The sequence below is a fragment of the Pseudomonas sp. Van50 genome, from assembly GCF_055390755.1.
This window is the reverse complement of the sequence record NZ_AP024343.1, coordinates 3,427,676-3,453,075: the sequence shown is the minus strand read 5'-3', so window position 1 is coordinate 3,453,075 and position 25,400 is coordinate 3,427,676. Positions and strand designations below refer to the sequence as shown.

21 protein-coding genes are annotated in these 25,400 nt (G+C 57.5%); 9 read left to right on the top strand and 12 right to left on the bottom strand.

Annotation, left to right across the window (positions count from 1 at the left end):
• Positions 1-15: 15 nt before the first annotated feature.
• Positions 16-2,262, bottom strand: a complete 2,247-nt coding sequence (locus ACZ5M5_RS14630) for a TonB-dependent siderophore receptor (RefSeq protein ID WP_464739295.1) — start codon at positions 2,260-2,262, stop codon at positions 16-18.
• Between the two features lie 284 nt (positions 2,263-2,546).
• Positions 2,547-3,404, bottom strand: a complete 858-nt coding sequence (locus ACZ5M5_RS14625) for an AraC family transcriptional regulator (RefSeq protein WP_464739294.1) — start codon at positions 3,402-3,404, stop codon at positions 2,547-2,549.
• Positions 3,405-3,561: 157 nt separating this feature from the next.
• Between ACZ5M5_RS14625 and ACZ5M5_RS14620 the strand changes: the two genes are divergently transcribed.
• Positions 3,562-3,954, top strand: a complete 393-nt coding sequence (locus tag ACZ5M5_RS14620; RefSeq protein ID WP_060742481.1) for a hypothetical protein — start codon at positions 3,562-3,564, stop codon at positions 3,952-3,954.
• A 49-nt stretch (positions 3,955-4,003) separates the two neighbouring features.
• On the opposite strand, the gene ACZ5M5_RS14615 is transcribed toward ACZ5M5_RS14620, so the two are convergent.
• From ACZ5M5_RS14615 to ACZ5M5_RS14590, 6 genes are all read right to left on the bottom strand, one after another.
• On the bottom strand, positions 4,004-5,284 hold the full coding sequence (locus ACZ5M5_RS14615) for an OprD family porin (protein WP_464739293.1): 1,281 nt from the start codon (positions 5,282-5,284) through the stop codon (positions 4,004-4,006).
• A 276-nt stretch (positions 5,285-5,560) separates the two neighbouring features.
• Positions 5,561-6,256: a hypothetical protein gene (locus tag ACZ5M5_RS14610; protein WP_464739292.1), complete on the bottom strand. Its 696-nt coding sequence runs from the start codon at positions 6,254-6,256 to the stop codon at positions 5,561-5,563.
• Positions 6,257-6,277: 21 nt separating this feature from the next.
• Complete coding sequence (locus ACZ5M5_RS14605; RefSeq protein ID WP_464739291.1) at positions 6,278-7,171, bottom strand: fumarylacetoacetate hydrolase family protein; 894 nt, start codon at positions 7,169-7,171, stop codon at positions 6,278-6,280.
• 3 nt (positions 7,172-7,174) lie between these two features.
• Positions 7,175-7,975, bottom strand: a complete 801-nt coding sequence (locus ACZ5M5_RS14600) for a fumarylacetoacetate hydrolase family protein (protein ID WP_464739290.1) — start codon at positions 7,973-7,975, stop codon at positions 7,175-7,177.
• Complete coding sequence (locus tag ACZ5M5_RS14595; RefSeq protein WP_464739289.1) at positions 7,972-8,778, bottom strand: IclR family transcriptional regulator; 807 nt, start codon at positions 8,776-8,778, stop codon at positions 7,972-7,974. Before ACZ5M5_RS14595 ends, ACZ5M5_RS14600 begins: the two co-directional genes overlap by 4 nt.
• 288 nt (positions 8,779-9,066) lie before the next feature.
• Positions 9,067-10,245, bottom strand: a complete 1,179-nt coding sequence (locus tag ACZ5M5_RS14590) for a fumarylacetoacetate hydrolase family protein (protein WP_464739288.1) — start codon at positions 10,243-10,245, stop codon at positions 9,067-9,069.
• A 120-nt stretch (positions 10,246-10,365) separates the two neighbouring features.
• Here ACZ5M5_RS14590 and ACZ5M5_RS14585 point away from each other — a divergent pair, with 120 nt between their 5' ends.
• From ACZ5M5_RS14585 to ACZ5M5_RS14555, 7 genes are all read left to right on the top strand, one after another.
• Positions 10,366-11,352 (top strand): LysR family transcriptional regulator, encoded by a 987-nt coding sequence (locus tag ACZ5M5_RS14585; RefSeq protein ID WP_060742488.1) that lies wholly within the window; start codon positions 10,366-10,368, stop codon positions 11,350-11,352.
• 123 nt (positions 11,353-11,475) lie between these two features.
• Positions 11,476-13,023 (top strand): UxaA family hydrolase, encoded by a 1,548-nt coding sequence (locus ACZ5M5_RS14580; RefSeq protein ID WP_103310017.1) that lies wholly within the window; start codon positions 11,476-11,478, stop codon positions 13,021-13,023.
• A 60-nt stretch (positions 13,024-13,083) separates the two neighbouring features.
• Complete coding sequence (locus tag ACZ5M5_RS14575) at positions 13,084-14,664, top strand: aldehyde dehydrogenase (NADP(+)) (protein ID WP_103310019.1); 1,581 nt, start codon at positions 13,084-13,086, stop codon at positions 14,662-14,664.
• Positions 14,665-14,970: 306 nt separating this feature from the next.
• A complete protein-coding gene (locus ACZ5M5_RS14570) occupies positions 14,971-16,413 on the top strand; it encodes an MFS transporter (RefSeq protein ID WP_060742491.1) in 1,443 nt (480 codons plus the stop codon).
• Positions 16,414-16,564: 151 nt separating this feature from the next.
• Positions 16,565-17,389, top strand: a complete 825-nt coding sequence (locus ACZ5M5_RS14565) for a shikimate dehydrogenase family protein (RefSeq protein ID WP_103310020.1) — start codon at positions 16,565-16,567, stop codon at positions 17,387-17,389.
• Between the two features lie 296 nt (positions 17,390-17,685).
• Positions 17,686-18,693: a Gfo/Idh/MocA family protein gene (locus ACZ5M5_RS14560; protein WP_060742493.1), complete on the top strand. Its 1,008-nt coding sequence runs from the start codon at positions 17,686-17,688 to the stop codon at positions 18,691-18,693.
• Between the two features lie 45 nt (positions 18,694-18,738).
• On the top strand, positions 18,739-19,545 hold the full coding sequence (locus ACZ5M5_RS14555; RefSeq protein WP_060742494.1) for an IclR family transcriptional regulator: 807 nt from the start codon (positions 18,739-18,741) through the stop codon (positions 19,543-19,545).
• Between the two features lie 172 nt (positions 19,546-19,717).
• Here ACZ5M5_RS14555 and ACZ5M5_RS14550 read toward each other — a convergent pair whose 3' ends face one another.
• On the bottom strand, positions 19,718-20,527 hold the full coding sequence (locus ACZ5M5_RS14550) for a sugar phosphate isomerase/epimerase family protein (RefSeq protein ID WP_464739287.1): 810 nt from the start codon (positions 20,525-20,527) through the stop codon (positions 19,718-19,720).
• 267 nt (positions 20,528-20,794) lie between these two features.
• Here ACZ5M5_RS14550 and ACZ5M5_RS14545 point away from each other — a divergent pair, with 267 nt between their 5' ends.
• Positions 20,795-21,586, top strand: coding sequence for an SDR family NAD(P)-dependent oxidoreductase (locus tag ACZ5M5_RS14545; RefSeq protein ID WP_103310025.1), 792 nt, complete (start codon positions 20,795-20,797; stop codon positions 21,584-21,586).
• Between the two features lie 222 nt (positions 21,587-21,808).
• Here the strand turns inward: ACZ5M5_RS14545 and ACZ5M5_RS14540 are convergent, their stop codons facing one another.
• From ACZ5M5_RS14540 to ACZ5M5_RS14530, 3 genes are all read right to left on the bottom strand, one after another.
• Positions 21,809-23,257, bottom strand: a complete 1,449-nt coding sequence (locus ACZ5M5_RS14540; protein WP_464739286.1) for an APC family permease — start codon at positions 23,255-23,257, stop codon at positions 21,809-21,811.
• A 193-nt stretch (positions 23,258-23,450) separates the two neighbouring features.
• Positions 23,451-24,191 (bottom strand): IclR family transcriptional regulator, encoded by a 741-nt coding sequence (locus ACZ5M5_RS14535; RefSeq protein WP_103310027.1) that lies wholly within the window; start codon positions 24,189-24,191, stop codon positions 23,451-23,453.
• 58 nt (positions 24,192-24,249) lie between these two features.
• Positions 24,250-25,218 carry a helix-turn-helix domain-containing protein gene (locus tag ACZ5M5_RS14530; RefSeq protein ID WP_464739285.1) on the bottom strand — a complete coding sequence of 323 codons (969 nt, stop codon included), beginning with the start codon at positions 25,216-25,218 and terminating at the stop codon, positions 24,250-24,252.
• Between the last annotated feature and the right edge of the window lie 182 nt (positions 25,219-25,400).

Here is a 25,400-nt window from a genome sequence, read left to right as displayed (position 1 = left end):
GGTTAGCCGCACAAACTACAGTTTATAGTTCAATGTCATCAATGCATTACGCGGCGCTCCATAACTGACAGTATCGAAATCGCCTTTCTGGATTGCATATTTTTTATCAAACACATTGTTGACATTGATTGATAGATCCATGTTTCTTGACAACTCATAACGCGCCATCAGTGACGTCAGCGCATAGGGGTCTTGTTCCGCTACCCTCGTGCTCGTACTGCTGCTCAAGAAGCGGCTTTGCCATCTGACGCCTCCGCCCAAGGTCAATTTTTCCAACATGCCGGGCAATTTGTACGTAGTGAACATCTGAGCGGTTGTGCGCGGTACCTGTGGATTCAACCTGGCGTCATTGCCATCCTTGGCCGTGAAAGTGGCGATGCCAGCGTAGATGTTCCAATTGGGAGCCACTTCACCCTGCAGGTCAAACTCGACCCCGCGGGATTGGGTGCCATCAACCCCTTTGTAAGCTTGCGCACCGCCTGGCGTAAGAAGACTGCCATCCGGTTGTGCAGTGTTGTCCAGTTCAGTGTCAAACAATGCGACAGACGCATTCAATCGCCCCTCCAGGTATTCAGCCTTGAGGCCAATCTCTTTCGTCTTGCCTTCCGTCGGCGTGAGGACATTGCCATTGCTGTCTCGGAACGATGTTTGCGGATTAAATATGCCGGTATAACTGATATAGACGGAGTACGTACTATCAATGTCGTATATCAGACCTGCATAGGGCGTGAACTCATTACTCTTTTTATAATTGAACGGCGTCCCACCAGCAGTCTCGTCGATCTCGTAACGACTGAACCGCCCTCCGACAATCAATTTCAATGGGTCGGCCAATGAGAATCTCGCTGTACTATAGAAGCCGCGCTGTTTAACCTCGGTATCGGTCGGCATAGACGCCATTGCATCAAAGTCTGGCTTGGGGAAATGATTATTCCAATTGTAGATATTGCCGGGTGTGAACCCTACAAAAAAGGGACTGATATCGTCTTTGTTCGAGGTATACCGAGAACTCATAGCGCCCACTACCAGGTCATGTTGGCGCCCCATTAAATCGAAGGGACCGCTCGCCATCACATCAAAGGTGTTTTGCCGGCTTTTCCCTTTGCCGGCCAACGCAACCGGATAAGCACCATTAGGAAAAACGCCTAAGCCGGTATCCTGGTCGGGTGTACCAAACCCGCCCAATAACTGGGAGTCATACTTAGTGCGGTACTGGTTCACCACACCGCGGACTTTCCAACCGTTATCGAACCGGTGTTCAAGTTCGGCAAAAGCAGTCTGTCGGGTGCTGTCCCAGCGATTCCAGTCCGCGGCCAGGGATTTGGAGCGCGACCATTCTGCCTCTGAGCCGTTGCTGAACCATAGAGGAACACCGCCCCATGTCGGTCGCTCAGGGGAACTGTTCTGATAGTCATACCCAATATCCAAAGTGGTGTCTTCGGTGAGATCTGCCTCAATGACCCCATAGAACGCTTGCTTTTGTGTTTGGTAACCATCGATGTAGGAGTGACCATCGTTATTGACCCCGACCATGCGTGCACGGATACGACCGTCGGTTGTCAACGGTACGGAAACATCTCCCATCTCTCGGAAACTGTCCCAGGAACCCGCACTGATAGAGGTGGAAGCCGAGAACTCTGGCGTTGGTCTTTTGCGCACCAGGTTGACCGCAGCCGACGGATTGCCCGTGCCGGTAAGCAGCCCGTTAGCCCCGCGCACAATTTCGACACGGTCGTAAAATGCCGTTTCCAGGTCGCTGATGCCGCTGCCGTTTATGACGTCGCCAATGACGGCGGGTATGCCGTCATACTGGATGTTGTCGATCAGAAAGCCTCGGGAATAGAAACTCGTGCGTTGGCTATCCGATTGGTAAGACGAGATGCCAGTCGTGCTCTCCAGTACCCCCTGAACTGAATCCAGCTTTTGATCGTCCATGCGTTGACGCGTTACCACGGAAATTGATTGCGGCGTCTCCCGCAACGTCAGCGGCAAGCGAGTCGCGGCCGTGGTCTGGCCGGTGGTGTAAAGCCCCGTCCCTTCCGTCGTGGTGGTATCGGGTGTCCTCGTCCCGCTTATCGTCACAGATGGGAGAATCATCACGCCTTGAGACTGAGTGTTCTCATCGGCTTCGACAGGGTCCTGCGCCATTACACAACTCGAACTACCTAAAAACACCAACAGCGCTGCAGTCACCGGATTTGTCAGCAAACGCTCAGGCACGCAAGGGCGCCGCTCACCGCAGTAAGTCAACGAACTCCACATCAGCCATTCCTTATCAAGAAAAAAACAGACAGCGGCCGACCGTCGAGAGACGGGTTTGAGAAAGGGCCGACAACTCAACCGGCACCAGGCCGGAGAACAGAAGTGACAAATCAATCTCAAGTGAAACTGATTTGCATTCGTTGTCGCGCAATCTAGCAACAAGCCGCCGTTGCCAGATATCGAAGGATGGCCAGATTATTTTCCAGTTCAGCCAATGTCAGCGATTGGCCGTTTTCCATCCGCCACGAGGATTGGTCAGGTTCGAATAGATCGCCTACGAGCCCTTACACGTCGTCAGGAAACAGGATCGACGGCACGGGCAATGACTCACCTGCGATAACAGCGCTGGCTGAGCGGGCGGAAAGATATTGCACAGGCGGTTTGCCTACGGTTTTGCGGAACATCGTGATGAAGCCGCTAGGTCCCTCATAACCGAGTTCCAACGCAACCGATTGGACGCTCTCGCCCTTGGTCATGCGTTGCAGCGACACAATTACATGCAATTGCCGACGCCAACGTCCAAAACTCATCCCTATTTCCTGCAGCAAAAGCCGACTCATGCTGCGCTCACTCATGCCAATGCGAGTAGCCCACTCGCGCACCGAAACCTTAAGCGCGGGGTCGGCCAAGAGCATTTCAGCGAGCCTGCGCAGACGCGTGTCGCGAGGCATCGGCAAATGCAGGTCCTCCACGGGGGCTGTCGACAATTCGTCCAATAACGTTGCGATCAGGCGGTCTTCACGCGGGACATTGATAGCGTCTCCCGAGAACCCTGCCGCCTTCAGCAGCAACTCACGCAACAGCGGTGATACGCCGATCGTGCAGCAGCCTCGCGGAAGATCCGGAGCGGCATCAGGTTCAACAAACAGGCAATAACATTCTGTCTCTCCTGAACCACGTGTCGCATGTGACAAACCACCGGGTATCCATACGGCACATTGTGGTGGAACGATCCAGACGCCCTCTTCTATTTCACAATTGAGGATGCCGCGCACGGAATAAAGCAGTTGCGCCTTACGATGTTGATGGCTGGCTTGCTCCCAATCCTTGCTCACCATCGAAGCGCTGAGGGCTACGACGGGCCGCGAAATGCTATCGACGTCCCATACGGCAATCCTGTCTTTTTTAGCAGTGTTCGCCATAACAGGTGTGCGCCCCACGCTAAGCCCTCAAAAAATGAAAATGGCTGTTTTGAACAATATTGTGGCCAGCCTGTGCAATTAAGCCGGATTGCTTGCAGAGTATCCTGAAACCGCAGGACATCACAGAGGTTTGGCAACGTGTCGAAGGACTATAGAAATGCGTATAGACGCCACACAATTTCCGTTCGTTTGGCTGCAAAAAACCACACCGGGCCATAGCCAGGATGAGTCACTTGCCGAGCTCGAAGCCTTGCTTGCTCGCAATGAGCCCTTCGTATTGATCAGCAATGAAGGTCTGGACAAGGAGCAACCGGAACACTCACCAGGGGAACTGAAACAAATAGCCCTATGGATGAAGCGCCACAAAAGCGAACTCAAGCGTTATGTCAAAGCCTCGATTCATATCGAATCAAGTCTCGCCAAACGGCTGGCAGGCAAAGCGTTCGCAATCGTGTATGAAAAATTCTGGGGTTATCCCATGCTCATCGCAACCACTGAAGATGAAGCCTTGGCGCTGGCGCGGAACTTATTGCAAGCAAAGGAAAAATAGCGGCGTCCCTGAACGCCGCTATTCATCAAGGGGGAGAACCCGTGATGTTTTATAGCAGCGAGATGGGGTAATTGATGAAAATCCGGTTTTCATCAAACTCATTAGTGCTGAAGTCCCGATGAATCGACGCATTGCGCCATTTCACGTTGAGGTTTTTCAGCGCGCCGCTCTGCACGGTGTAGGCCAGTTCGGTTTCGCGGCCCCACTCCTTGCCATCGTCGACCGTGGCGGTGTGCACGTTGTCGCCGCTGATGTAGCGGTTCATCAGGGTCAGGCCCGGCACCCCGACGGCGGCGAAGTTGAAGTCGTGGCGCAGTTGCCAGGATTTTTCCTTGGCGTTGTCATAGCTGGAGTTGTAGCTGTCGTTGGCCAGGGTGCCGCCGCTGGTGCCGTTGACGCGCATCCAGGCATCATCGCCGCCGACTTTCTGCAGGCCGACGTAGAAGGTGTTGCCGCCGTATTTGGCCGAGAGCATGGCGAACGCGGTTTTGTTGTCCAGGTCGCCGGCCAGGGCGCTGCCGTCTTCCTTGCCGATGAAGTAGCCGAGGTTGGCGCCCAGGGTCCAGTCGCCGATGGGTTGGCTGTGGGTCAGGTTGAAATATTGCTGCTGGTAGATGTCGGACAGTTCCGCGTACCACACACCGACCTGGGTGCGTTTTTCGTTGAAGGCGTATTCGCCACCGCCGAAGTTGAAACGGTCGGAGGTGAACGCACCGCGGCCGTTCATGGACATGTCTTCCATGCTCGCGTCGTTGCGCGGGCTGTTGCCACGGAACTGGCCGCCGTAGAGGCTCAGGCCATTGATTTCGGTGGAGGTCACCTGGCCGCCACGGAAGGTTTGCGGCAGGGAGCGGCCGTCGTCGGAACGCAGGATCGGCAGCACCGGCATCCACTCGCCGACCTTCAGCTCGGTCTTCGACACCTTGGCCTTCAGGGCCACGCCCAAACGGCCGAAGTCGTCGGCCGGGCGACCGTCGTCATGCACGGGCAGCAATTGCGTACCCGCTGTGCCGCGACCGCCGTCGAGCTTGACCGAGTACAGGCCCAGCACGTCCACGCCGAAACCGACCACGCCCTGGGTGAAGCCGGACTTGGCGTCGAGGATGAAGTTCTGGGTCCATTCCTCGGCCTTGCCCTGGGCATTGTTCGGGTTGGTGAAGTTGCGATTGATGTAAGCGTTGCGCAAATTGAGGGTGGCCTTAGTGCCATCGACAAAACCGCTATTTTGATCGGCTTGAACAACAGCTGACGAACCCGCGCAAAACGCAAGAGTCAGGCTGATAAGCGATTGATGTGCTGGCACGCTGCGGACAGTAACCGGGTAGCGCATGATGTTTCCTCACAATGAATTATTATTGTTTTTTGTTGCGATTTTTAGCTCGTGACAACGCATGCACAGACAGCCCGAAGAGCTAACTTCCGAGCGACCGAAGGAGCTCCTTATCCAGCCCGTTATTGAGCAACTTGATAATTGTTTAATATCGCCTTAAGCAAAATCCGAGCGTGCGCAGACGCGAGCTAAACTCAATGCCTGTATGGGCACGCTCGTGAGAAATTGCGTGAGAACAACGACTGGAAAGTTAAAACGTACTCGAACGCTCGGCGATCAACCCGCACTCCCCGGCGTTTTGCAACGTGTGTATTCCAATTGATAGAGCGTGGTTTCCGGTCCTATCGATTGCCCCTCCAGCAGCCGTTGCAGCTCGGCCACAAAAGACTCGCCGGCGACGCGAACGTAATCAGGTGCACAACCTTCGATCATGACGATCCAGGCCGGTATCTGGGTGCCTTCGGCGCGGGCCTTTTTCTCTGCGGTTTCAACCTTGCTCACGGCCTCATCCGCCACACACAAATGCACGCCCGTAATACCCTGTTTATCCGCCAGGGGAGGCAGCACGCATTGACGCAATGCGTCTGACACCGATTTATGCCGCCCTTCGACAACATCGAAACGGACCGTTAACAGATACGCGCCCTGCCCCACACCGCTGGAGTAAGTGACTGCGCAAATGGATCGCGCGACATTGCGATAAGACTTCACCGACTGCTGGGTCCATGCCGTCGGACTGTTGAGGCGCGATAAATAATCCTGCCCTCCCAACACCTGCACAGAATCAGCCTCATAAAGGTTGAAATAAGTCGGCCCGGCATCCAAAGCGACGTACCGGCGCCCCCGCAAAAAGCCCGGAATTCCAGCCCGCTCGGGCATGTGTTCACGGTTATGCCACTCATAGAACTCGTCCCGCGCTTCGGGCAAAAGATCATGCCAGATCGCGACTACACCTGTTCCTGCAAAACTCATAGCGTTTTCCTCTAGCGATAGTCAGTCAACATTGGGATGGCGCCCGGCGACCCACGCAGCCCCCATTTCAGCAACGTAAGGAACCACGGTCTGGAATTGTTCGCCCAGCCCTTGGCCACCGACACGCATGGTGTCACCCGCCTTGAGGAATACCGGTGGTTTCTGCCCGAGCCCCACACCTGGCGGCGTACCGGTAATGATGACGTCACCCGGCAGTAACGGCATGAAGCGACTGAGGTACGCGACAATATGGGCAACGCTGAAGATCATCGTACGGGTATTGCCGGTCTGGAAACGTTTGCCATTCACGTCGAGCCAGAGGTCAAGTGCCTGCGGATCGGCAATTTCGTCACGGGTGACCAGCCAAGGTCCCAGAGGTGCGAAAGAAAAACCGCTTTTGCCCTTGGTCCACTGGCCTTCGTACTCGAGCTGATAAGCCCGCTCGGAAACATCATTGGCCAGGCAATAACCGGCAACGTGGTCCAATGCCCGCGCCTCATCGATCTGCCAGGCAGGCGTACCGATGACAATGGCCAATTCGACTTCCCAATCCAGCTTCTGAGCGCCCGTTGGCAGGATGACCGGGTCATTGGGGCCGCTGATGGACGCGGTGTGTTTGTTGAAGACCACCGGCTGGCTCGGGATTGGTGTATTCGTTTCAGCCGCGTGGTCGGAGTAGTTCAGACCGATGCAAATCAGGTTCGGTACGCTGCCTACACACGGACCAAGACGCGTGCCAGGCGCCACCACAGGCAGCTTTTCAACGTCAACCGCACGCAACTTTTCAAGCACTGACGGGCTCAGGGCCGATGCATCGATGTCATCTACAATGCCCGAGAGGTCTCGAACGATCCCTTGCGAATCCAGGACTCCCGGTTGTTCCTGCCCCGGTAAACCAAAACGAACTAAGCGCATTTGTTACTCCTCCAGCGTTGAGAAATGGACAGACAATGAGCCTGCTTCGCCGAACTGCACATTCAGTGGCTGGTTAACGGGCACATCGAGAACACCTGCATAGGACCCGGTGATAATCACCTGCCCTGCTTGCAGCCCTATCCCTTGTGTAGACAGAAAATTGGCCAGCCAGACGATCGGCAACAACGGATCCCCGTCCGGATGTCGACCCTTGATTTTCAGGGGCTCCGACGTTGCATCGCTCAAGGTGATAGCCAGTTCAGAGGGCATGCTGGCAGGGTTCGACAGCGTGATTGGCGCCCCAAGTACCAGGCCGTGATTGAATAGACCATCCGCGAGCAATTGCTCGAACGGCAGTGTCTGTGGATGGGTATAACGGCAATCGATCACTTCCAATGCCAAGCGCACGTCGCTGATCGCAGCAGCGATCTGTTCAGCGGTATAAGGCTCGACACGTGCCGGCAAATCATGGGCCAGGACGCACGCCAGTTCGGGCTCGATGCGTGCCTTATCGGCGTCAGCGGCCAGTCGGTAACGTTCGCCTTCTACAATGCTGTCGCTGTAGATCGGGGCTACGATCCACTTGCCAGCCGGCGGTAACGCACACTTCCAGCCTCCCACGGTCTTTCCAGCCAATGGGCCCACGCGTTGCTGGATGGCAAAACCTTCTGCGAGGCTGCCTGGCAGGTTCTGGTCAGGCAAGGATGCCAGCCGCCCCCCCTCCAGCCGTGCACGGACCAGAGCGGCAGCGGCGACTTCCAGCTCCGATCCTGCCTTGGCCCCTGCAGGTGCGAGTTGGCTCATACGCTCTCCGAATGCACGTTGTTCTGGCGCGGCCAAACCGTACCCAGCTTGTTGGCGGCCTCTTCCAGCAGGGCATGCAATTCGTCATAACGCTCGGGCTGCATGCGCAACACCGGACCGGCGATACTCATCGTGCCGACCACAGTGCCGGATGGAACCAGCTTGACCGGTACCGCAATCGCCCAGACACCCGCCTCGGCCTCTTCAATGACCAAGCCATACCCGCGCTTCCGGGTCAGTGCCAACTCGGCCAACAAGCCTTCGATGCTGTTGATCGCCTTCGGCCCGTGCCCCATCCCCGCGTCAGCTTTCCCCAGCCCGCTACGCAACGCATGCTCAATGGCCTGCTCATCGGACATTGTTGCCAGCCAGGCTTTGCCATTGGCGGTTGCATAGAGATTGATCGGTTTATCCATGGCCGGCGAATACATAAGCCCTGGCGCGGCGCCTTGGGCCGAAGACAACCAGGACAAGGTGCCCTCGTTGACCACCGTCAGCCGCACCAACTCATGACATTGAACAGCCACTTGCTCGATGATCGGCTGGACCAATTCAGGCAAGCCGATGCCATGTAAATAACGCTGCCCCAACAGTGCCAGCTTCAGTGTCAAGCGGTACTGCGACGTGGCTTCATCCTGCTCCGCCCACCCTTGCTCGACTAACTGAGCAAGCACTCGATGGGCGGGGCCCTTCTCCAAGCCCAGCTCGGCTGCGATATCGGACATCCGCATCCAGCGAGCCTCGCGGGCCAGCAGTTCAATCGCCTCCAGGCAACGGTCAACAGCACCTTTAACGACTCTCATATTTTTCTCGACTTATCTTTGACAATGAGGTGGATTCGAGCAACATTGTTCGTACTGGAACCGTGTTCCAATAATATGCAGGCGTCCCCGGATAAGTCAAACCCGCTTGCACCGGGTTGGCCTGATCGAGACAGAGCGGGCCACGCAGCCGGGTCTCCGGGACGTGGGACGCCTGACAGAGATAAAAACCGAACGCTTCGGCGTCCGGCTCTTTATCCATAGACAAGCGCCTGTGCATGTTCAATCTTTGCGGAAGAACGCCCAATGCCTCTCACCACCCTGCCTTACCTACAGAAGTCCGCGGGCAGCAAGATTGTGCATCATTGCCCGCAAGCCGAAAGTCCAGGGCGCAGCCTCATGGCTGTAGGTGACGGTGTTGCGCAGCGTGCCCAGCAACGGACTCCCGATGCTGACCTCGTCACCCTGCTTATGAGTAAAGCCGCTTCCCGGCTCCTCGCGATCCTGGGTAGGCGCAAACAATGTCCCGAGAAAAAGCATGAAGCCATCCGGGTACTGGTGATCACCGCCAACCGTCTGGGCCACGAGATCCAGCGGGTCACGGCTGATCAGGGCCATGGAACTGCTGCCTTCCAGCGTAAAGCCATCATCGCCCCGGACTTGCAGATCCACGACGCAGTTGCGCACGTCATCGAGCGTAAACGTTTCATCGAACAGACGAATGAACGGGCCGATCGCACAGGACGCATTGTTGTCCTTGGCCTTGCTCAACAGCAGGGCGCTGCGGCCTTCGAAATCACGCAAATTGACGTCATTGCCCAAGGTGACGCCATGCACTTGGCCTCGACTGTTCACCGCCAGCACAATTTCCGGTTCCGGATTGTTCCATTCAGACTTGCGATGAATGCCGATTTCGCTGCCACTGCCCACTGCGGCCAGAACCGGTGCCTTTGTGAAAATCTCCGCATCCGGACCGATACCGACCTCCAGGTATTGCGACCACATACCCTGCTTGATCAGCACAGCTTTAAGACGCATCGCTTCTGGCGAACCCGGTTTGATTGCCCGCAAATTATCGCCGATGGCTTCTTGCACCAGACGGCGAACACTTTCGGCTTTGGCAGCATCGCCTCGGGCCTGCTCCTCGATGACCCGCTCGATCATGCTGGACGCGAACGTCACCCCGGCCGCCTTGATGACTTGCAGATCTGCTGGAGGCAGCAGCGATGCCTTGCCGGGATCGGCATGGCTGCCGGTGTTCCCAAGCAATTGTTCGACGGTCCCGATGTACCTGCCTGGCGCCTGACGAACAACCAACAACGGCGAGGTGTGTTCCAGCAGTTCGCTGATTGTCGAAAAGGTTTCAGAAAGATCGAACACACCTTCATCGCGCAGCACCACCGGCGAGGGGCCGGCAATCGCCTCCGGGATCCAGGCACGGCCGATCAGCGTTCCGGCCAGGCCATCCACTGGCAGGGTGTTTTCGCGCGTCAGTTTCAAATTCGCCATGGAGCTTCCAGATCAGTTGGTCATCAGAGCCGTAAAACTAATGGACTGCCCCCGTAAATCCCAATGAAAGAATCTCACTCATCAATGCTGTTTCGTTATCGACAGACAAGGCCTTAACCGATGGAAAATGACCAAATTACTTTTGCCAGTGTCTCCCGATGGCTGAAGATCAAACATTTGGTACTGGTCAATAGCTTGGCCAAGACCCGCAACATGCACACAACCGCCGAACACATGAATGTTACGCAGCCGGCCATCAGTAAATTGCTGCGCGATCTGGAAGTTCTCCTCGGTTTTCCGCTGTTTGAGCGTCAAACGCGTAGTCTGGTTCTTACCGAACTAGGGGAATTCGTAGCCCGTTTTGCGCGTATCACCTTGGAAGACACGGAGTCGTTCGTCGACCAAGTCAACAAACTGCGAAAAGGCGGGCATGGTCATTTAAAAGTCGGCACCATTTTCGCCGCGACATCCGTGGTGCTGCCTGAAGCCATTGCCAGCATCAAACGCGAGCGCCCCCTCCTCTCTATCGAGGTGATCGAACAAACCAGCAACCATCTGCTGGAAATGCTCGAACAAAAGAAACTCGATCTGATCATCGCGCGCTTCACGGATGAAGATTGTCAGCCGTTCGAATTTACGTCGCTGGGACCCGAACCCTTTTGTCTTGTCGTGAACAGCACACACCCTCTGTGCGATCTTGAGGAGGTCCCCACTGAAGCACTCAGTGAATGGCCATGGGTCATGTATCCCTTCAATACGCCGATCCGACAACGCATGGAGCGCGCTTTCAGGACGTTCAAGATCGCCCCGCCGGCCAACACGGTGGAGACCATTTCGATGCAAACCTTCCTGCAGTTGCTTCAGTCCGGGCCAATGCTCGCCATGCTCCCCGAGTCCATGGTCCAGTCACAGCTACAAAACGGCCAGCTTCAAATCCTCAACACGCCCTTCAAAGTTGAATCCCAGGATTACGGAGTTATCACTCGCAAGGATGAGCCCCTGTCAGAGCCGACACGGACGTTTATTGCGACCTTGCTGGCGTTCGCCAAACAGCGGCAAACGGCTACAGAGAAGAGAGACCGCAGCCAGTTCAGAAAAAGTCGATGAGGCAAAGTTATCGAGCAATCGAAAGCTCTCATTAGGCAGCCATTTCCATGAATCCTATAGTGCCGGCACAAAAGTGCGGCGCTATTAGCGACCGCCCACCACCCAGCAGCCCGTGAGGATGCGATGGAACTGATCATGAAAACCGGCGCAGCAGCTGTGCTGCGTTTGAATCCGCTGGACGATGTGCTGATCGCACGCCGGCCGCTACTCGCTGGCGAAGTCCTTGAACAGGAAGGCGTGACCATCCGGCAAGCGATCGTGCCGGGCCATAAAGTGGCTTCCCGACGTATCGAAGCCGGTCAACCAGTAAGACGCTATGGGCAAATCATTGGTTTTGCTGTTGTCGACATAGAAGCAGGCGAGCATGTCCATGTGCACAATCTGGCCATGGGGGAATTCGCTCGAGATTATGCTTTCAGCGTCGATGCGAAGCCCAACGTCACGCCCAGTGAAGCCCCGTCGTTCATGGGTATCGTACGCCCGGATGGACGCGTCGCGACGCGCAACTACATCGGCATTCTTACGTCCGTGAATTGCTCTGCCACAGTCGCCCGGGCCATCGCCGATCATTTTCGTCGGGACATCAATCCCGCCGCACTGCAAGCGTATCCAAACGTCGACGGTGTTGTCGCCCTGACACATTCCGCCGGCTGCGCCGTTGATCCAGCGGGCGACGGTTTGAGCATGTTGCGCCGGACATTGGCCGGCTATGCGACCCACGCCAACTTTGCGGCCGTGCTGGTGATCGGGTTGGGCTGCGAGACGAACCAAATCGACTCATTACTCACAACCCAAGGACTCACCCGCAGCAATACCCTGCGCACGTTCAACATCCAGGACAGTGGCGGTACATCCAAGGCCATCGCCAGTGGCATTGACCACGTGAAGCAATTGCTTGGCGAGGCCAACCAAATTCAGCGTGAACCGGTCAGCGCTCGCCATCTGGTCGTCGGGCTTCAGTGCGGTGGCTCGGATGGCTACTCCGGCATTACTGCCAACCCAGCGCTGGGCAACGCGGTGGATCGCCTGGTCGCCTGCGGCGGCACCGCGATTCTCTCCGAAACCCCGGAAATATACGGTGCCGAACATTTGCTGACGCGGCGGGCTGTCAGCCGAGAAGTCGGCGAAAAACTCATCGCTCGCATTCATTGGTGGGAACAGTACTGCGAGCGTATGGGGGCCGAACTAAACAATAACCCCTCTGCCGGCAACAAGGCCGGTGGCTTGACCACCATCCTGGAAAAATCACTGGGCGCGGTGGCAAAGGCGGGTTCGAGCAACCTGATGGATGTCTACGAATACGCCCAGGCCGTCACGGCCAACGGGCTGGTTTTCATGGACACCCCTGGCTATGACCCGGTCTCGGCAACCGGTCAGGTCGCCGGTGGCGCGAACCTGATTGCGTTTACCACCGGGCGCGGATCGGCCTATGGCTGTGCCCCTGCCCCGTCAATCAAGCTGGCGACCAATAGCGCCTTATGGGCGCGTCAACGTGAAGACATGGACATCAACTGCGGCGAAATAGCCGAAGACACGTTGACCATCGAGGCGTGCGGTGCAGCGATCTTTGAAACCATGCTGCGCATTGCTTCGGGCGAACGCAGCATGAGCGAACAACACGGATACGGACAAAACGAGTTCGTGCCTTGGCAGATCGGCGCCGTCACCTGACTTTCAGTCCTCGGGACGCCTTGCCCCTCGATCACATGCACTTTCAACCTGGAGACAACCATGTCCCTCATCACCGGCCAGAACTTTATCGGCGGTCAGCGCAGCGCCGTCGGCAGCATCATCGTCAAGAGCGTGGATGCCAGCACGGGGGAAACCTTACCCTATGCGTTCCACCAGGCGACTGCGCAAGAAGTCGAGGACGCGGCTCATGCAGCCTGCAATGCTTTTTCCAGCTACCGCACCCTGAGCGCGAACAAACGGGCTGAATTTCTCGATGCCATTGCGCAAGAGCTAGACGCTCTGGACGATGAGTTCATTGCGCTGGTTTGCCGGGAAACAGCACTGCCTGTCGCTCGCATCCAGGGCGAACGCGCACGTACCAGCGGTCAAATGCGCTTGTTTGCAAACGTGCTGCGGCGTGGTGACTTCTATGGGGCTCGCATCGACCAGGCGTTGCCCCTTCGCACACCGTTGCCGCGCCCTGACCTGCGCCAGTACCGCACCGCAATCGGTCCGGTCGCTGTGTTTGGTGCCAGTAATTTCCCGTTGGCTTTCTCCACTGCGGGCGGCGACACCGCCTCCGCGCTTGCGGCGGGTTGTCCAGTGGTATTCAAAGCCCACAGCGGCCACATGGCGACTGCTGAACAGGTCGCCAACGCGATTATCCGGGCGGCCGAGCGCAGCGGCATGCCCGCGGGTGTCTTCAACATGATTTATGGCAGTGGCGTAGGCGAAGCCTTGGTAAAACACCCGCTCATCAAGGGCGTGGGTTTTACCGGCTCGCTCAAAGGTGGTCGAGCGTTGTGCGATATGGCCGCCGCTCGCCCCGAGCCCATTCCAGTCTTCGCCGAGATGTCGAGCATCAACCCGGTCGTGATCCTGCCTGAGGCACTCTCGCGTCGAGCCGACAGTATCGCTCACGACCTTGCCGCCTCGGTGGTTCAAGGTTGCGGGCAGTTTTGCACCAATCCCGGGCTGGTAGTGGGTATTCGCTCGGATGCTTTCACTGCTTTTCAGGACCGAGTGGCAGCGTTGATGAACGACCAACCGGCACAGACAATGCTCAATTCGGGCACCCTGCGCAGCTACGCGGCTGGCTTGCAGAACCTGCACGCGCACCCCGGCATCGTGCACCTGGCTGGCAGCGACCAGCAGGGGCACCAGGCCCAGCCACAGTTGTTCAAGGCCGACGTTGCGTTGCTGTTTAACGGCGACAAGGTTCTTCAAGAAGAAATCTTCGGCCCCACGTCCATCTTCATCGAGGTCGCTGACCAGGCCCAACTCAACGCTGCCATCAATGCCCTTCACGGACAATTGACCGCCACCTTGATTGGCGAGCCAGAAGACCTTACGCAATTCGCAGAGCTGACTGCTTTGTTGGAGACGAAGGTTGGTCGCATCCTCATCAATGGCTATCCAACGGGTGTCGAGGTCTGCGATTCAATGGTCCACGGCGGCCCTTACCCTGCCACCTCCGATAGCCGTGGCACCTCGGTCGGCACCTTGGCCATCGACCGCTTCCTGAGGCCAGTCTGCTTCCAGAACTACCCCGACGCATTGCTTCCCGATGCGCTCAAGAATGCGAATCCGTTGAACATTTCGAGGCTCGTCGACGGCTGTCTCTCGAGAGATCGCTTGTAGTTGGCAAATGTGAAAGGCGGCGTACGACGACGGTAAAACCTGTCGTTGGCGTCATCGCTCTCCCTAGGAAGCCATAGTGCCGAGAGCTTGATGCTTCGCAGCCTGTTCATCCTCTTAACAACCATTCGCTCTATTGCATGAGCGGGTTCCAGCGTGCTCGCTCGGCGGGCCGACGCTCCCCGCAGATAACCAGCGCCATGCCTTGATCGGCCAAAGGAACGCCCTTGACAAGGTGGCGAATCTGGTAACAGAATTACTGATGGAACGACGTTACAATAACAACAATCGAGAATCCGGAGACATGTCATGAGCCAAAGCATTCAAGGCGATCCACACTCCAAGCGTCAGTCTAAAAAGGCCGCAGCGAGCGGCTGGATAGGCTCGGCGCTGGAGTATTACGACTTTTTTATCTATGCCACCGCGGCAGCGCTACTTTTCCCACAGCTGTTCTTTCCGTCAGACAACCCAACGGTTGGGATCATCATTTCGCTGGCCAGCTTCGGCGTTGGTTATATTGCCCGACCGATAGGCGCTGTGGTCTTAGGGCACATGGGCGACCGACACGGGCGCAAGACGGTGCTCGTCTACTGCATGTTCCTGATGGGCGCGTCGACGATGTGCATCGGTCTGCTTCCTACCTATGCACAGATTGGTATCTGGGCTCCTGCCCTATTGATACTGTTGCGTCTGATTCAAGGTTTTGCGGTCGCGGGTGAAGTGTCCTGCGCCAGCTCCATGACCCTGGAACATGCGCCTGATGGGCGTCGCGGTTACTTCGCAAGTTTTACCCTTCAAGGCGTCCAAGCCGGGCAACTGCTAGCCGCCGCGGTTTTCCTGCCTCTTGCCCAGTTCATGCCAGCCGATCAGTTTGCTTCGTGGGGCTGGCGGATTCCATTCCTGCTCAGCGCAGTGGTGCTCGTCATGGGGTGGATCATCCGGCGTCAGGTTCATGAGGCTCCGATCTTCACTGAGGCGCAGACACAGACCGAGCCCCGTAAACTACCTGTGATCGAAGTGCTCACGCAGAGTTGGGGCGATCTGCTACGTGTCATCTGCATGGCGCTCTCCGCGGTACTTGCAATCGTCGCCTCTGTATTCGGTGCGACCTACGCAGTGCAGCCCGCCTACGGCATTGGATTTCCTTCTGGCTTATTCATGTGGATACCAGTGCTAGGCAATATATGCGCAGTTATCCTCATTCCCTTCGTTGGTAAGCTCTCCGATAGAATTGGCCGCAAGCCTCCGGTGATTGTTGGCGTTCTGTGCGGCGGCATCTTGTCATTTGGCTACCTCTATGCGATCAGCATTCACAATATGTGGCTTTCGCTGGTTCTATCGCTGCTCATGTGGGGTGTGGCTTACCAGGGCTTTAATGGTGTGTTCCCGAGTTTGTTCCCGGAACTGTTCCGTACACGGGTACGTGTTACCGGCATGGCCATTGGACAGAACATAGGCGTGGCATGCACAGCGTTTCTGCCGGCCCTTTTCGTATCTGTTGCGCCTCCCGGTAGCGATAATATCCCTCTAAAAATCGGGGCACTGACTTTTGGCATCTGTTTAATCTCCGCTATCGCCGCTATTACTACCCGGGAAACCTTCCGGATTCGTCTGAAAGACCTCGGTGACCCCAATGCTGTCCCGATGTCAGAGGAGGAGTACGAACAGGTGCGGGAAAAATCCAATCCCAAGTCAAACGCCAATGCCTCCGATCAAGCATTCAAAAAATCAGCGCCGGTGATGCGCTCCTGACGACCGCCCCCCTTCACCACCGCCGCGCTGCTCAGTTTTTCTGCACAGCGCTTCGAGCAGCACGGCAGTGGATATGCACGCTCTGTCAGGGGGATTCCGATATCTGCATACCGGCAACTAGCGTGCAATAGCCAATGACAAGTAGGTTGACATGCATCCACGCATCACAGGCACCACGCGTATATATGGATTGATCGGTGATCCACTCAGGAGCGCCAAGTCTCCAATGCTGTTGAATAAGTTGTTTGCCGAAGCACAGGCTGACGCCGTCTGCATTCCATTGGAGATAGGTACGGGGGACCTGGTTGAGTTTGTCAAAGGCGTGCGAGCCGTGCGCAACCTCGCTGGACTTCTGGTGACCATGCCGCACAAGCAGAGCATGCTGGACATCGTGGATGAGCTCCACCCTACTGCGCGCCAGATCGGCGCAATCAACGTCGTTCGTTGTGACAATGACGGGCGCTGGGTGGGCGCCGTATTCGACGGACTGGGCTGCGTAGCGGGCATGCAGCGCCACGGAGTTTCCCTGGTGGGGAAATCTGTTCTGCTTATAGGCGCTGGCGGCTCGGGACGGGCAATCGCGTTTGCCGTTGCCGCTGCTGGCGCACGATCATTGGTCATTTCAGACCTGGATCCGCACCGCGCCTCGGACCTTGTACACCGAGTTGCCAAAGAGGGTCCGTGCGCTGTGTATACAGGCCCAGCTGACCCAGCAGGTCATGACATCGTTATCAATGCCACCCCACTCGGCATGAACCCTGATGATCCAATGCCTATAGACGCAACGCGGCTGGACCCAGCGACGGTGGTGGTCGATATCATCACCAGGTCCGAGCCGACTGCCTTGCTGCTTGAGGCGCAATCGCGCGGCTGCCAAACCCTTGATGGCCAGCCGATGCACGTAGGCCAAGCCCTGCTGGCATTGAGTTTTCTAGGTTTCGAAGATATCGAGCGTCGCTACTCGACTGAATTGTAAGGGTCCGGTACAACCTACCCTGCCTCCCCTCTTCATAACCCGAACCAAAACGGTTAACGATGTGCACTGCCCCGGCATGTGCACATTTTCGTGCGCCTGTTGAAATTGCACCTCACCTCAGACGCCACACGTCGCCATCCAGTAAAACGAAACCAACTTCCGTTCGTAATCACGTCGTGCTAGCCTACTACGCACCCTCGGAAACGTGGCTCGTGCGCTGTTATATTCGGGCTTGATCCGCACCCCGAGGGCACCGGCAAGTTCGTCAAACATATTTGTTTATAAGGAATGAATGTTTGAAAGTCGTTCTTCTGGAAGTAAGCCACTGGCACACCCCGCTCTACCTTGATGCCCTTGAGCGTCTGCCCGATGTGGCCGTCACGGCGGTATCCGACGCCACAGGGTCGCGTGGTCCCGCCCTCGCCCAGCGCTTTGGAGCGCGACGCTACGATCACTGGAAAACCCTGCTCGATAACGAAGAGGCTGATTTTGCCTTCGCCTTTGGCCCGCACGACGAGTTGTATGCCATGGGCAAGGCATTGGTCGCGCGCAACATTCCGTTTGCGATGGAGAAGCCCTGCGGGCTTACCCAGCATGAAGTGCTGGACCTGCACCAACGCGCCGAAGCCGCCGGCCTGTTCGCGGCGGTGCCGTTGGTTTGGAGGCACAGTGAATTACTGAACCGCGTCAAGCATGCGGCGTTGCAGAGTGGTGCCAAATGGAGAACCCAGTCGTTTCGATTCAACGCCGGCCCGCCCGGACGCTACTTGACGAACAGTTGCGCCTGGATGCTTGACCCGAAACGCTCGGGCGGCGGATGCACGATCAACCTTGCCCCTCATTTCGTCGATCTGGCGCAGCAAATGTCCGGAGAGCGCATATGCAGCGTGTCCGCCGTCATGCACCGCGACCCGCAGCTGGCCGCCGTAGAGATCGCCTCAATGATGACCCTGGTGACCGAGAGCGGCTGCATCTGCACCATCGAAACTGGCTACAATTACCCGGCTAACACGCCCGAGCAACGGGAGTACTCGTTTTCATTGTCAACCGATCAGTTCTACGTGCGCTCGACCCCGGATGGCTTGCGGCTGATCGACGCGGTTGGAGCGGCAAGTGACCTGACCATGAGCCTGAACTCTGACGTGTATTACGACAATTTCGTAACCGATGTCCTCGCCCCTGGCCGTGAGACAGCGTATACCGGTGCCGGACTTGCAACCATGCACCACGTCATGCGCATCATCGAGGCGGCCTATGAGTCAGACCGCCTCGGCGGCATTCCCATCACACTCCAGTACCCCTGACACGACGTTGGCTGGCCATTGCTGGCAAAAAAGAGGATTTAAAAATTGTCACACATTGGCCGCTACTTCAACACCTTGGAACTGCTGCTGTCCCACCCGGACGGTCTCGCCCTGTCTGAAATCGGCGAGCGAACCCAAGTTGCCATGGCCACGGCCCACCGCATATTGAGCGCGCTGCGAGAAAGAGGCTACGTTTACCAGGACGAACAGGATCATTACCGCCTGACGCTGAAAATCCCCAGCATGGGCGTGAACTTCATCTCTGAAACGGGCTTCGCCAGGATCATGCAACCCTTGCTCAACGAGCTGGCCAGCGAAACCGGCGAGCACGTCCGGTTGGCGGCAGTTGCAGAGGATCACCTGACCTGGGTGCTGCAAGCCACGCAAAACACCAGAGGGCTGCAGTACCGCCGAGCCCTGGATGAAAAAATCATTCCCCACACAACCGCGGCGGGCAAAGTATGGCTTTCCACTATGCGCGATGAGCGCGCCATGCGAATTCTCGCCGCCTGGGACATCGAGAACAGCCGAGACTACGCCGGGCCCAATGCGCGCGTTTCGATTCGCGACATCTTTGATGACATCGCTCAGATCCGCAAAGACGGACACGCAGTCGTTCGAGAAGAAGGTGAAGTGGGCGTGTGTGTCGTGGCGGTTGCTGTATTCGATACCTCGCGGCCAGACAACTCGGGCCCGGTGGCCACCCTGAGCGTCGCCGGTCCCATCGCACGCATGCGGGAGGAAACCCTGAGTGCTCATATCGAACATCTGAAGCGCTCGGCAATCAGGGTAGGCGAATGCTGGTCGCTCTGGTCTTCGGTCAGTGGTGATGATTCGCTACCTCTGCGGTAGTACCGCATACACCGTCGCGATCATGACCGGCTCCATCAGGCCGAAGCCTGCGTCCCCCCATGATCGCGCGCGTATTGCTGGTGTAAACGCTGTCACCTGGACCCGTTGCGGGCCTCAAGGGCTACTTGAACTATCCGGTCGCAGGCGGTAGCGACAAGCGACCGGTGGACGATTACGGGATTTTCCAGCCCTTGGCACGCAGATCCTGCACACCCTTGTTCAGCTCATACAAAGCATTTTCTTCGCGGATGATTTCCAGTACGCAGTTTTCAATACCGCAGGTCGCGTGAACGGCCTCTCCCAACCCGATAAAGTCCACTACACCAGTGCCGACTGGATCATGCCCCCACACGTCCGTCCCCGTATCGGACACATGCACAAAGTCGATGCTGGCGTGATAAGCCAACAGACTCGCCACCGGATCTTCACCGATGTAAGCCGCATTGGCGATGTCGTAGACGACCCTGACCACATCGTCGTTGAGGGTACTTACAACCTTCGCCAGTTCCGGCATGGTGGGGGTAAAGCAATACGGAGTGTTTTCCAGCAGTAAGCGTACGCCAGCCTGTTTCGCCAGCGGAATCAGGACTGCCAGGCTTTCGTACATCCAATCGTAGGTTTTTTCGAGCGGCGGGGAAATCATTGGGCGCCTGGTGCCGGGGGATATCACCACCTCCTGGGTATCCCAAGCGGAAGCCAAGTCAATGACCGACTTGATGTGCTCGATGCTCTTCTGGCGCATATTCGCGGCGGGACTGGCCAGATTGAGGTCATAGCCGCCGGCGTTGAGGGACCTGATCTTCGCACCGTATTCATGAAGACGCGCGCTTGCGGCAGAACGGTCTGCGGTCGAGAGCTCTACCGGCCAGCAATGTGGCGAGCTGACGGGGACTTCGAACACGCGATGCCCGTGCTCGGCCAACTGCGCAATCGCATCAATTGCCGTGGATGACCACAGATAGGAAAACGTGCTGATGATCATATCGAAACATCCTTTCAGTTGAGTATTCGCTGGAGTGAAGCGGGCCATTCGTATTATGGATTTTGTACCTGACCACTATCGCTAGCTGAAAAACGCGACGATGGATGAATCTGGATAGCGACAGCCACTTAGTGGCAAGGGTATTTGACTGCAAAAAAACGATATCGGAATCAAATTCCATTGTCAATTTGATTGCAAAGCTAAATCTATTTTCGTACTTTACAAGCCTCTTTTACCTCAATGTCTAACTATAAGAAGGAGTGTCCAATGAGAGCTTTGGTCAGTGGCGGTAGTAGCGGTATCGGTGCGTCTGCATGCCTGAGGATCGCGGAAGCGGCCCTTGCTCGAGGCTCGCAGCCGAAAATTGCGGTATGCGGGCACACACCCACTCCTGCTCAGGAAGAAGTCGTTCGATCCATCGAGGCCATGGGCGGCATCGCCATCGCACTGTTAGGAGATCTCGGCGACCCAGAGGTCCCAAGCCAACTTGTGGCAGCTGCAGTAGCGGAATTCGGCGGGCTCGACGCGCTGGTTGCGAATGCCGGCATCGCCAGCCCTGGCACAATCTGTGATTTGTCCATTGCGGACTGGGACGACATGTTCTCCGTCAATCTTCGCGGCGCATGGCTGCTTGCCAAGGCCAGCTACCCGCATTTGCGCGAGAGTCGAGGCTCGGCGTGCTTTACCTCATCGATGTCTGGCCAGACTCCCCATGCCGGCTCAGGCGCGTACAGCCCCACCAAGGCAGCCTTGACAATGCTGGCCCAGACGCTCGCGCTGGAGTGGGCTCCTGACGGGATCCGTGTCAACGTGGTGTCCCCAGGAATGACCCGTACGCCGATGTCGGAAAAAATGTATACCGACCCCCAGATCAAGAAAGCACGGGAAGCAATCATTCCGCTGGCGAGAATCGGTGACCCCGTGGATATCGCGAACGTGATCGAATTTCTCATCAGCCCCTTATCGGCATATGTCACGGGCCAGGATATATGTGTGGATGGTGGCTTCTCCAAATCGATACTGAGCCATATCCCTGGGCGACCGAGCTCCAAGTCATAAGCACAATTGCTTTAAAGTGAGTTCAGCACTCAGGTCGGATGGTGTGTCGACCAAACGACGCGAGCTGAGTGTAAGCGAGGCCGTACGGGCTTAAGGGTTACGTGCGGCTTCGACCGACAGCACCACTCATCTAAGGCGAGCCCCCTCCCCACACCACAATTGATCAACGCGTCTCTGCAACTATCGATGATCGGCCAAGCGCCATCGATACTGCGCAGGTTCCTATAGCTTATGACTCCCCAACCCCAAATACCGCTGCGGTGCCACCTTGCGCAGTCGCGCCGCCAGAAACACACCCGCCAGCAAGGCGGCGGGAATGATCGCGCAGAGGCCGTATGACAAGGCCCTGCTGGCGCCGGTCAGCACATCGAAATGCACCACCGCGATGACCAGGACCGCCAGTAACGCCACGCAAGAAAAGCCAGGGAAAATCCGCCCACGCCAGATCCCCAGCTTGAGTTCGGGGTGGCGCTGGGCAAAGACCCAGACCGCTGCGGAAGTCAGCGCCATCAGCAAGATCACGCACAGCGTCGCCAGGTTGGACAGCCAGGCGAACAGTTGCAGGATCGGATCGGCATCCATGGCGGCGAAAATCAGTACCACCACGGCGGAGATCAAGCTCTGCAACGCCGAGCCCATGTGCGGGCTCTGGTGGACGCGATGGGTGGTGCCCAACCGGCTGGGCAGCAAACCGTCACGCCCGATGGCGTAGAAGTAACGGGCCGCGGCATTGTGGAACGCCAGCAGCCCGGCATAGATGCTGACCATGAACAGCACGCGGATGACCTGGGTCAGGTGCGGGCCGACAAAGTGGTCGGACATGCCATAGATAAACGTCGTCGGGTCCTGCAAGGCCTGAAGCGTGGAGACGATTTTGTCCGCCCCCACGCCAATCACCATCGACCAGACCGACAGCGCGTAGAACCCGCCGATCAGCAAGACCGAACAGTAGGTGGCAATCGGGATCGTGCGTTGCGGGTTCCTGGCCTCTTCGCCATAGATGGTGGTGGCCTCGAAGCCGATGAACGCCGCGAAGCAGAACAGCAAGCCGATGGATGGCGTGCCGCTGAACACGTGGCTGCGATCGAACGCATCGAGATTGATCCCGCTGTCGCCACCGGTCCTGAGAATGGCGAAATCCAGGAGCAGGATCGCCAGGTATTCGGCGATCACAATGACCGACAGCACCCGGGCCGACAGATCGATCTTGCGGTAGCCGAGAATCGCAACGCTGGCCATCGCCATCAACGAGTACGACCACCAGGGCAATACCAGGCCGAAGACGCTTTCCATCGTGCCGCTGACCACGCCGCCGAACATCCCATACAGCCCGACTTGCAGAATGTTGTAGGCAAACATCGCCAGCACCCCCGCCGCGCCGCCGGCCAGGCCACCCAGGCCGCGAGAAGTGAAGGCATAGAAACCGCCGGCGTTGGTCACATGCCGGGACATGGTGGTGTAGCCCACCGAGAATGCCAGTAACACCAGCAAGGCCAGGATCAGCAAGGCCGGTGTGCCAGCGCCGTTGCCCAGCATGATGCCAATGGGAAAGCCACCGGCGATGACGCTCAAGGGGCTCGCCGCTGAAACCACGAAGAAGATGATGAAGCCGACACCCAGGGCCCCACGCTTGAGCTCCGTGGAGCTGTTGACCGGGAGAGGTACACTCATGTTTTCTTGACCTTATTGTATGAGGCAGTCGCTGTAGGATCGGTGCAGTCAATCGCTCGCCGTCACCGGATAGCGTTATTGATCATGTCGCACGCTGGACTCGATCCTATGCCTGCCCCCGAACACCCCATTAGCCCAAATCGGTAATCGGCACATTCCCCTCGAAAAAGCCCGCCGTCCAGCTGCTCTTGCCTTATTGCAAGGCAATACGCGCCGTCAGTTCCGACGCCGCGCCGGTGACCAGGTCGCACAAATAGCCCTGCTGGAACGCATGAAACCGCTCGCTACGCCCCACCAGGGTCATGCTCCCGAGCACTCGGCGTTTTTCGTCGAAGATCGGCGCCGCGACGCCACTGCGCCCCGGATACAGCTCGCTTTCGCTGATGCAGTAGCCTTGCTTGCGGATGGCGAGCAGCTCCTTGGTGAACGGTTTCCACTCCAGCCCCTGATGCAGCACTTCGGCGGGCTTCGCGTGGACGTCGTAGATGCGGCGGATCTGGCGCGGCAGCAGATAGGCCAATACAACCCGAGCGGTCGCACTGTGGAACAGATCGATCGGCCGCCCCCGGTCGCCACCCACGGGGCCGGCGTCGGAACCCCGCTGGATCAGCACGTTGACCACTGAGTCGCCATGCCATTCGCTGACCAGTGCGTCCAGGCCCGTGTCGGCCACCAGTTTGTCCACCAGGCCCCGGCTGCAGGCCAGCAATGGATCGTAGTGAGCCATCTGATGCTCCAGCGTGACGATGCGTGGGCCGAGCGCGTAGCCGCGGGGTAATCGCTTCAAGAACCCCGCGTCGCCGAGTTCGCGCAAATAACGATAGGCGGTGGCGGGCGTGTAGCCGAGTTCCCGACAAATCACGTCCACATCGATGACCGGCTGTTCAGGGCGAAACAAGTCGAAGACCCTGAGCAGGCGGCGAAGGCTATTCATCTTTTCGACATCCTTGTGCAGGCAAGCCTGTCCGCTGCCGGGTGCAGCGGGCAAAGGCTCAAGCAAGGGCGCAACCGCCGATGGCAGCACGCGTGGTTTGGGACGGCAACTCTGCGAACAGCGCCTGGTACTCCGCCGCAAAATGGCTGAGGTGATAGAAGCCCCACTGGGCTGCGGCATCGCCTATCGAAAGATGCGTCGCGGGGGTGGACATCAGGGTTCGGCGCACACCGTTCAGCCTCACGGAGCGCAGGTAATTGACCGGTGTCGTCTCGGTCACCGAGCGGAAGCTGTTCTGCACGGTACGCCGACTGACTTGGAGGCGCTGGCACAACTCATCCACGCTGGGCACGTTGTTCAATTGCGCGGCCGCCAGGCGGTGGCATTTTTCGACAATATAGCTGCGCGTGGAACTTGGCGTGCGCTGCTGCTTGTCGCAGGCGGGGTCGGTCATCAATTGCAGCAGCTCGCCGAGCATGGTCTGCTCCAGCGCCAGTTCCCGGTCTTGCGCATGGTCGAGTTCTTCACTCAAGAGCGCCTGGGAGAACGCCGCCAGCATTCGACGGCGAGCCTCGGCATAGCGTTGAGTGGACACCTTGATCACCGGTTGACGCAGCAACTGACCGATTTCCTTGGCCGACGCGGTTTGTGCCAACGCATCTTCGAACAACTCCCGCTCGAAGGTAATCGCCAGCAGTTCCATGCCCAGCGGCATATGGAACATGAACTCCTCGCCACCATGAAGAAAGAACAGGCTGCTGTCGTCCACTTCCCGCCCCTGCATCCGGATCGAGCCCGGGACGGTGATCGGCACGGCGAAACACATCTTGCCCCGTGGGGCCACGCCGTGCTGCACGACACGCTGGTTGATCTGCTCGCGAAACACGTGGCAGCGCGCCGTCGTCAACTGGATCAGTGAGCTATCAGCCGTACCAGCGGTTAACTGGTTGTAATCCTGGCTCCACTCCTGGACGGTGGCTGCGTGGACATGAATGTCGTGGAAATGGCTGATGTTCTGGTTTTTCATGATGACGAACGCCTCGGCCAATATTCTTGTTTTTAGATCGCCCTCCCGAGCGATATTCTCACATAAAGAGAATTCTGCAAATTTTCTTTGGGCAGTGTCTGTGCTCCGGTACTGACGCGCGAGGCGGTCCATCCAATGTGCCGATTCGGGCTACCGGCCTGGAACAGGCCACGGGGATGATC

Coding starts and splice junctions, on each gene's coding strand:
- ACZ5M5_RS14630 (WP_464739295.1), bottom strand. CDS start 2,262: ATGTGGAGTTCGTTGACTTACTGCGGTGAGCGGCGCCCTTGCGTGCCT.
- ACZ5M5_RS14625 (WP_464739294.1), bottom strand. CDS start 3,404: ATGGCGAACACTGCTAAAAAAGACAGGATTGCCGTATGGGACGTCGAT.
- ACZ5M5_RS14620 (WP_060742481.1), top strand. CDS start 3,562: ATGCGTATAGACGCCACACAATTTCCGTTCGTTTGGCTGCAAAAAACC.
- ACZ5M5_RS14615 (WP_464739293.1), bottom strand. CDS start 5,284: ATGCGCTACCCGGTTACTGTCCGCAGCGTGCCAGCACATCAATCGCTT.
- ACZ5M5_RS14610 (WP_464739292.1), bottom strand. CDS start 6,256: ATGAGTTTTGCAGGAACAGGTGTAGTCGCGATCTGGCATGATCTTTTG.
- ACZ5M5_RS14605 (WP_464739291.1), bottom strand. CDS start 7,171: ATGCGCTTAGTTCGTTTTGGTTTACCGGGGCAGGAACAACCGGGAGTC.
- ACZ5M5_RS14600 (WP_464739290.1), bottom strand. CDS start 7,975: ATGAGCCAACTCGCACCTGCAGGGGCCAAGGCAGGATCGGAGCTGGAA.
- ACZ5M5_RS14595 (WP_464739289.1), bottom strand. CDS start 8,778: ATGAGAGTCGTTAAAGGTGCTGTTGACCGTTGCCTGGAGGCGATTGAA.
- ACZ5M5_RS14590 (WP_464739288.1), bottom strand. CDS start 10,245: ATGGCGAATTTGAAACTGACGCGCGAAAACACCCTGCCAGTGGATGGC.
- ACZ5M5_RS14585 (WP_060742488.1), top strand. CDS start 10,366: ATGGAAAATGACCAAATTACTTTTGCCAGTGTCTCCCGATGGCTGAAG.
- ACZ5M5_RS14580 (WP_103310017.1), top strand. CDS start 11,476: ATGGAACTGATCATGAAAACCGGCGCAGCAGCTGTGCTGCGTTTGAAT.
- ACZ5M5_RS14575 (WP_103310019.1), top strand. CDS start 13,084: ATGTCCCTCATCACCGGCCAGAACTTTATCGGCGGTCAGCGCAGCGCC.
- ACZ5M5_RS14570 (WP_060742491.1), top strand. CDS start 14,971: ATGAGCCAAAGCATTCAAGGCGATCCACACTCCAAGCGTCAGTCTAAA.
- ACZ5M5_RS14565 (WP_103310020.1), top strand. CDS start 16,565: ATGCATCCACGCATCACAGGCACCACGCGTATATATGGATTGATCGGT.
- ACZ5M5_RS14550 (WP_464739287.1), bottom strand. CDS start 20,527: ATGATCATCAGCACGTTTTCCTATCTGTGGTCATCCACGGCAATTGAT.
- ACZ5M5_RS14545 (WP_103310025.1), top strand. CDS start 20,795: ATGAGAGCTTTGGTCAGTGGCGGTAGTAGCGGTATCGGTGCGTCTGCA.
- ACZ5M5_RS14540 (WP_464739286.1), bottom strand. CDS start 23,257: ATGAGTGTACCTCTCCCGGTCAACAGCTCCACGGAGCTCAAGCGTGGG.
- ACZ5M5_RS14535 (WP_103310027.1), bottom strand. CDS start 24,191: ATGAATAGCCTTCGCCGCCTGCTCAGGGTCTTCGACTTGTTTCGCCCT.
- ACZ5M5_RS14530 (WP_464739285.1), bottom strand. CDS start 25,218: ATGAAAAACCAGAACATCAGCCATTTCCACGACATTCATGTCCACGCA.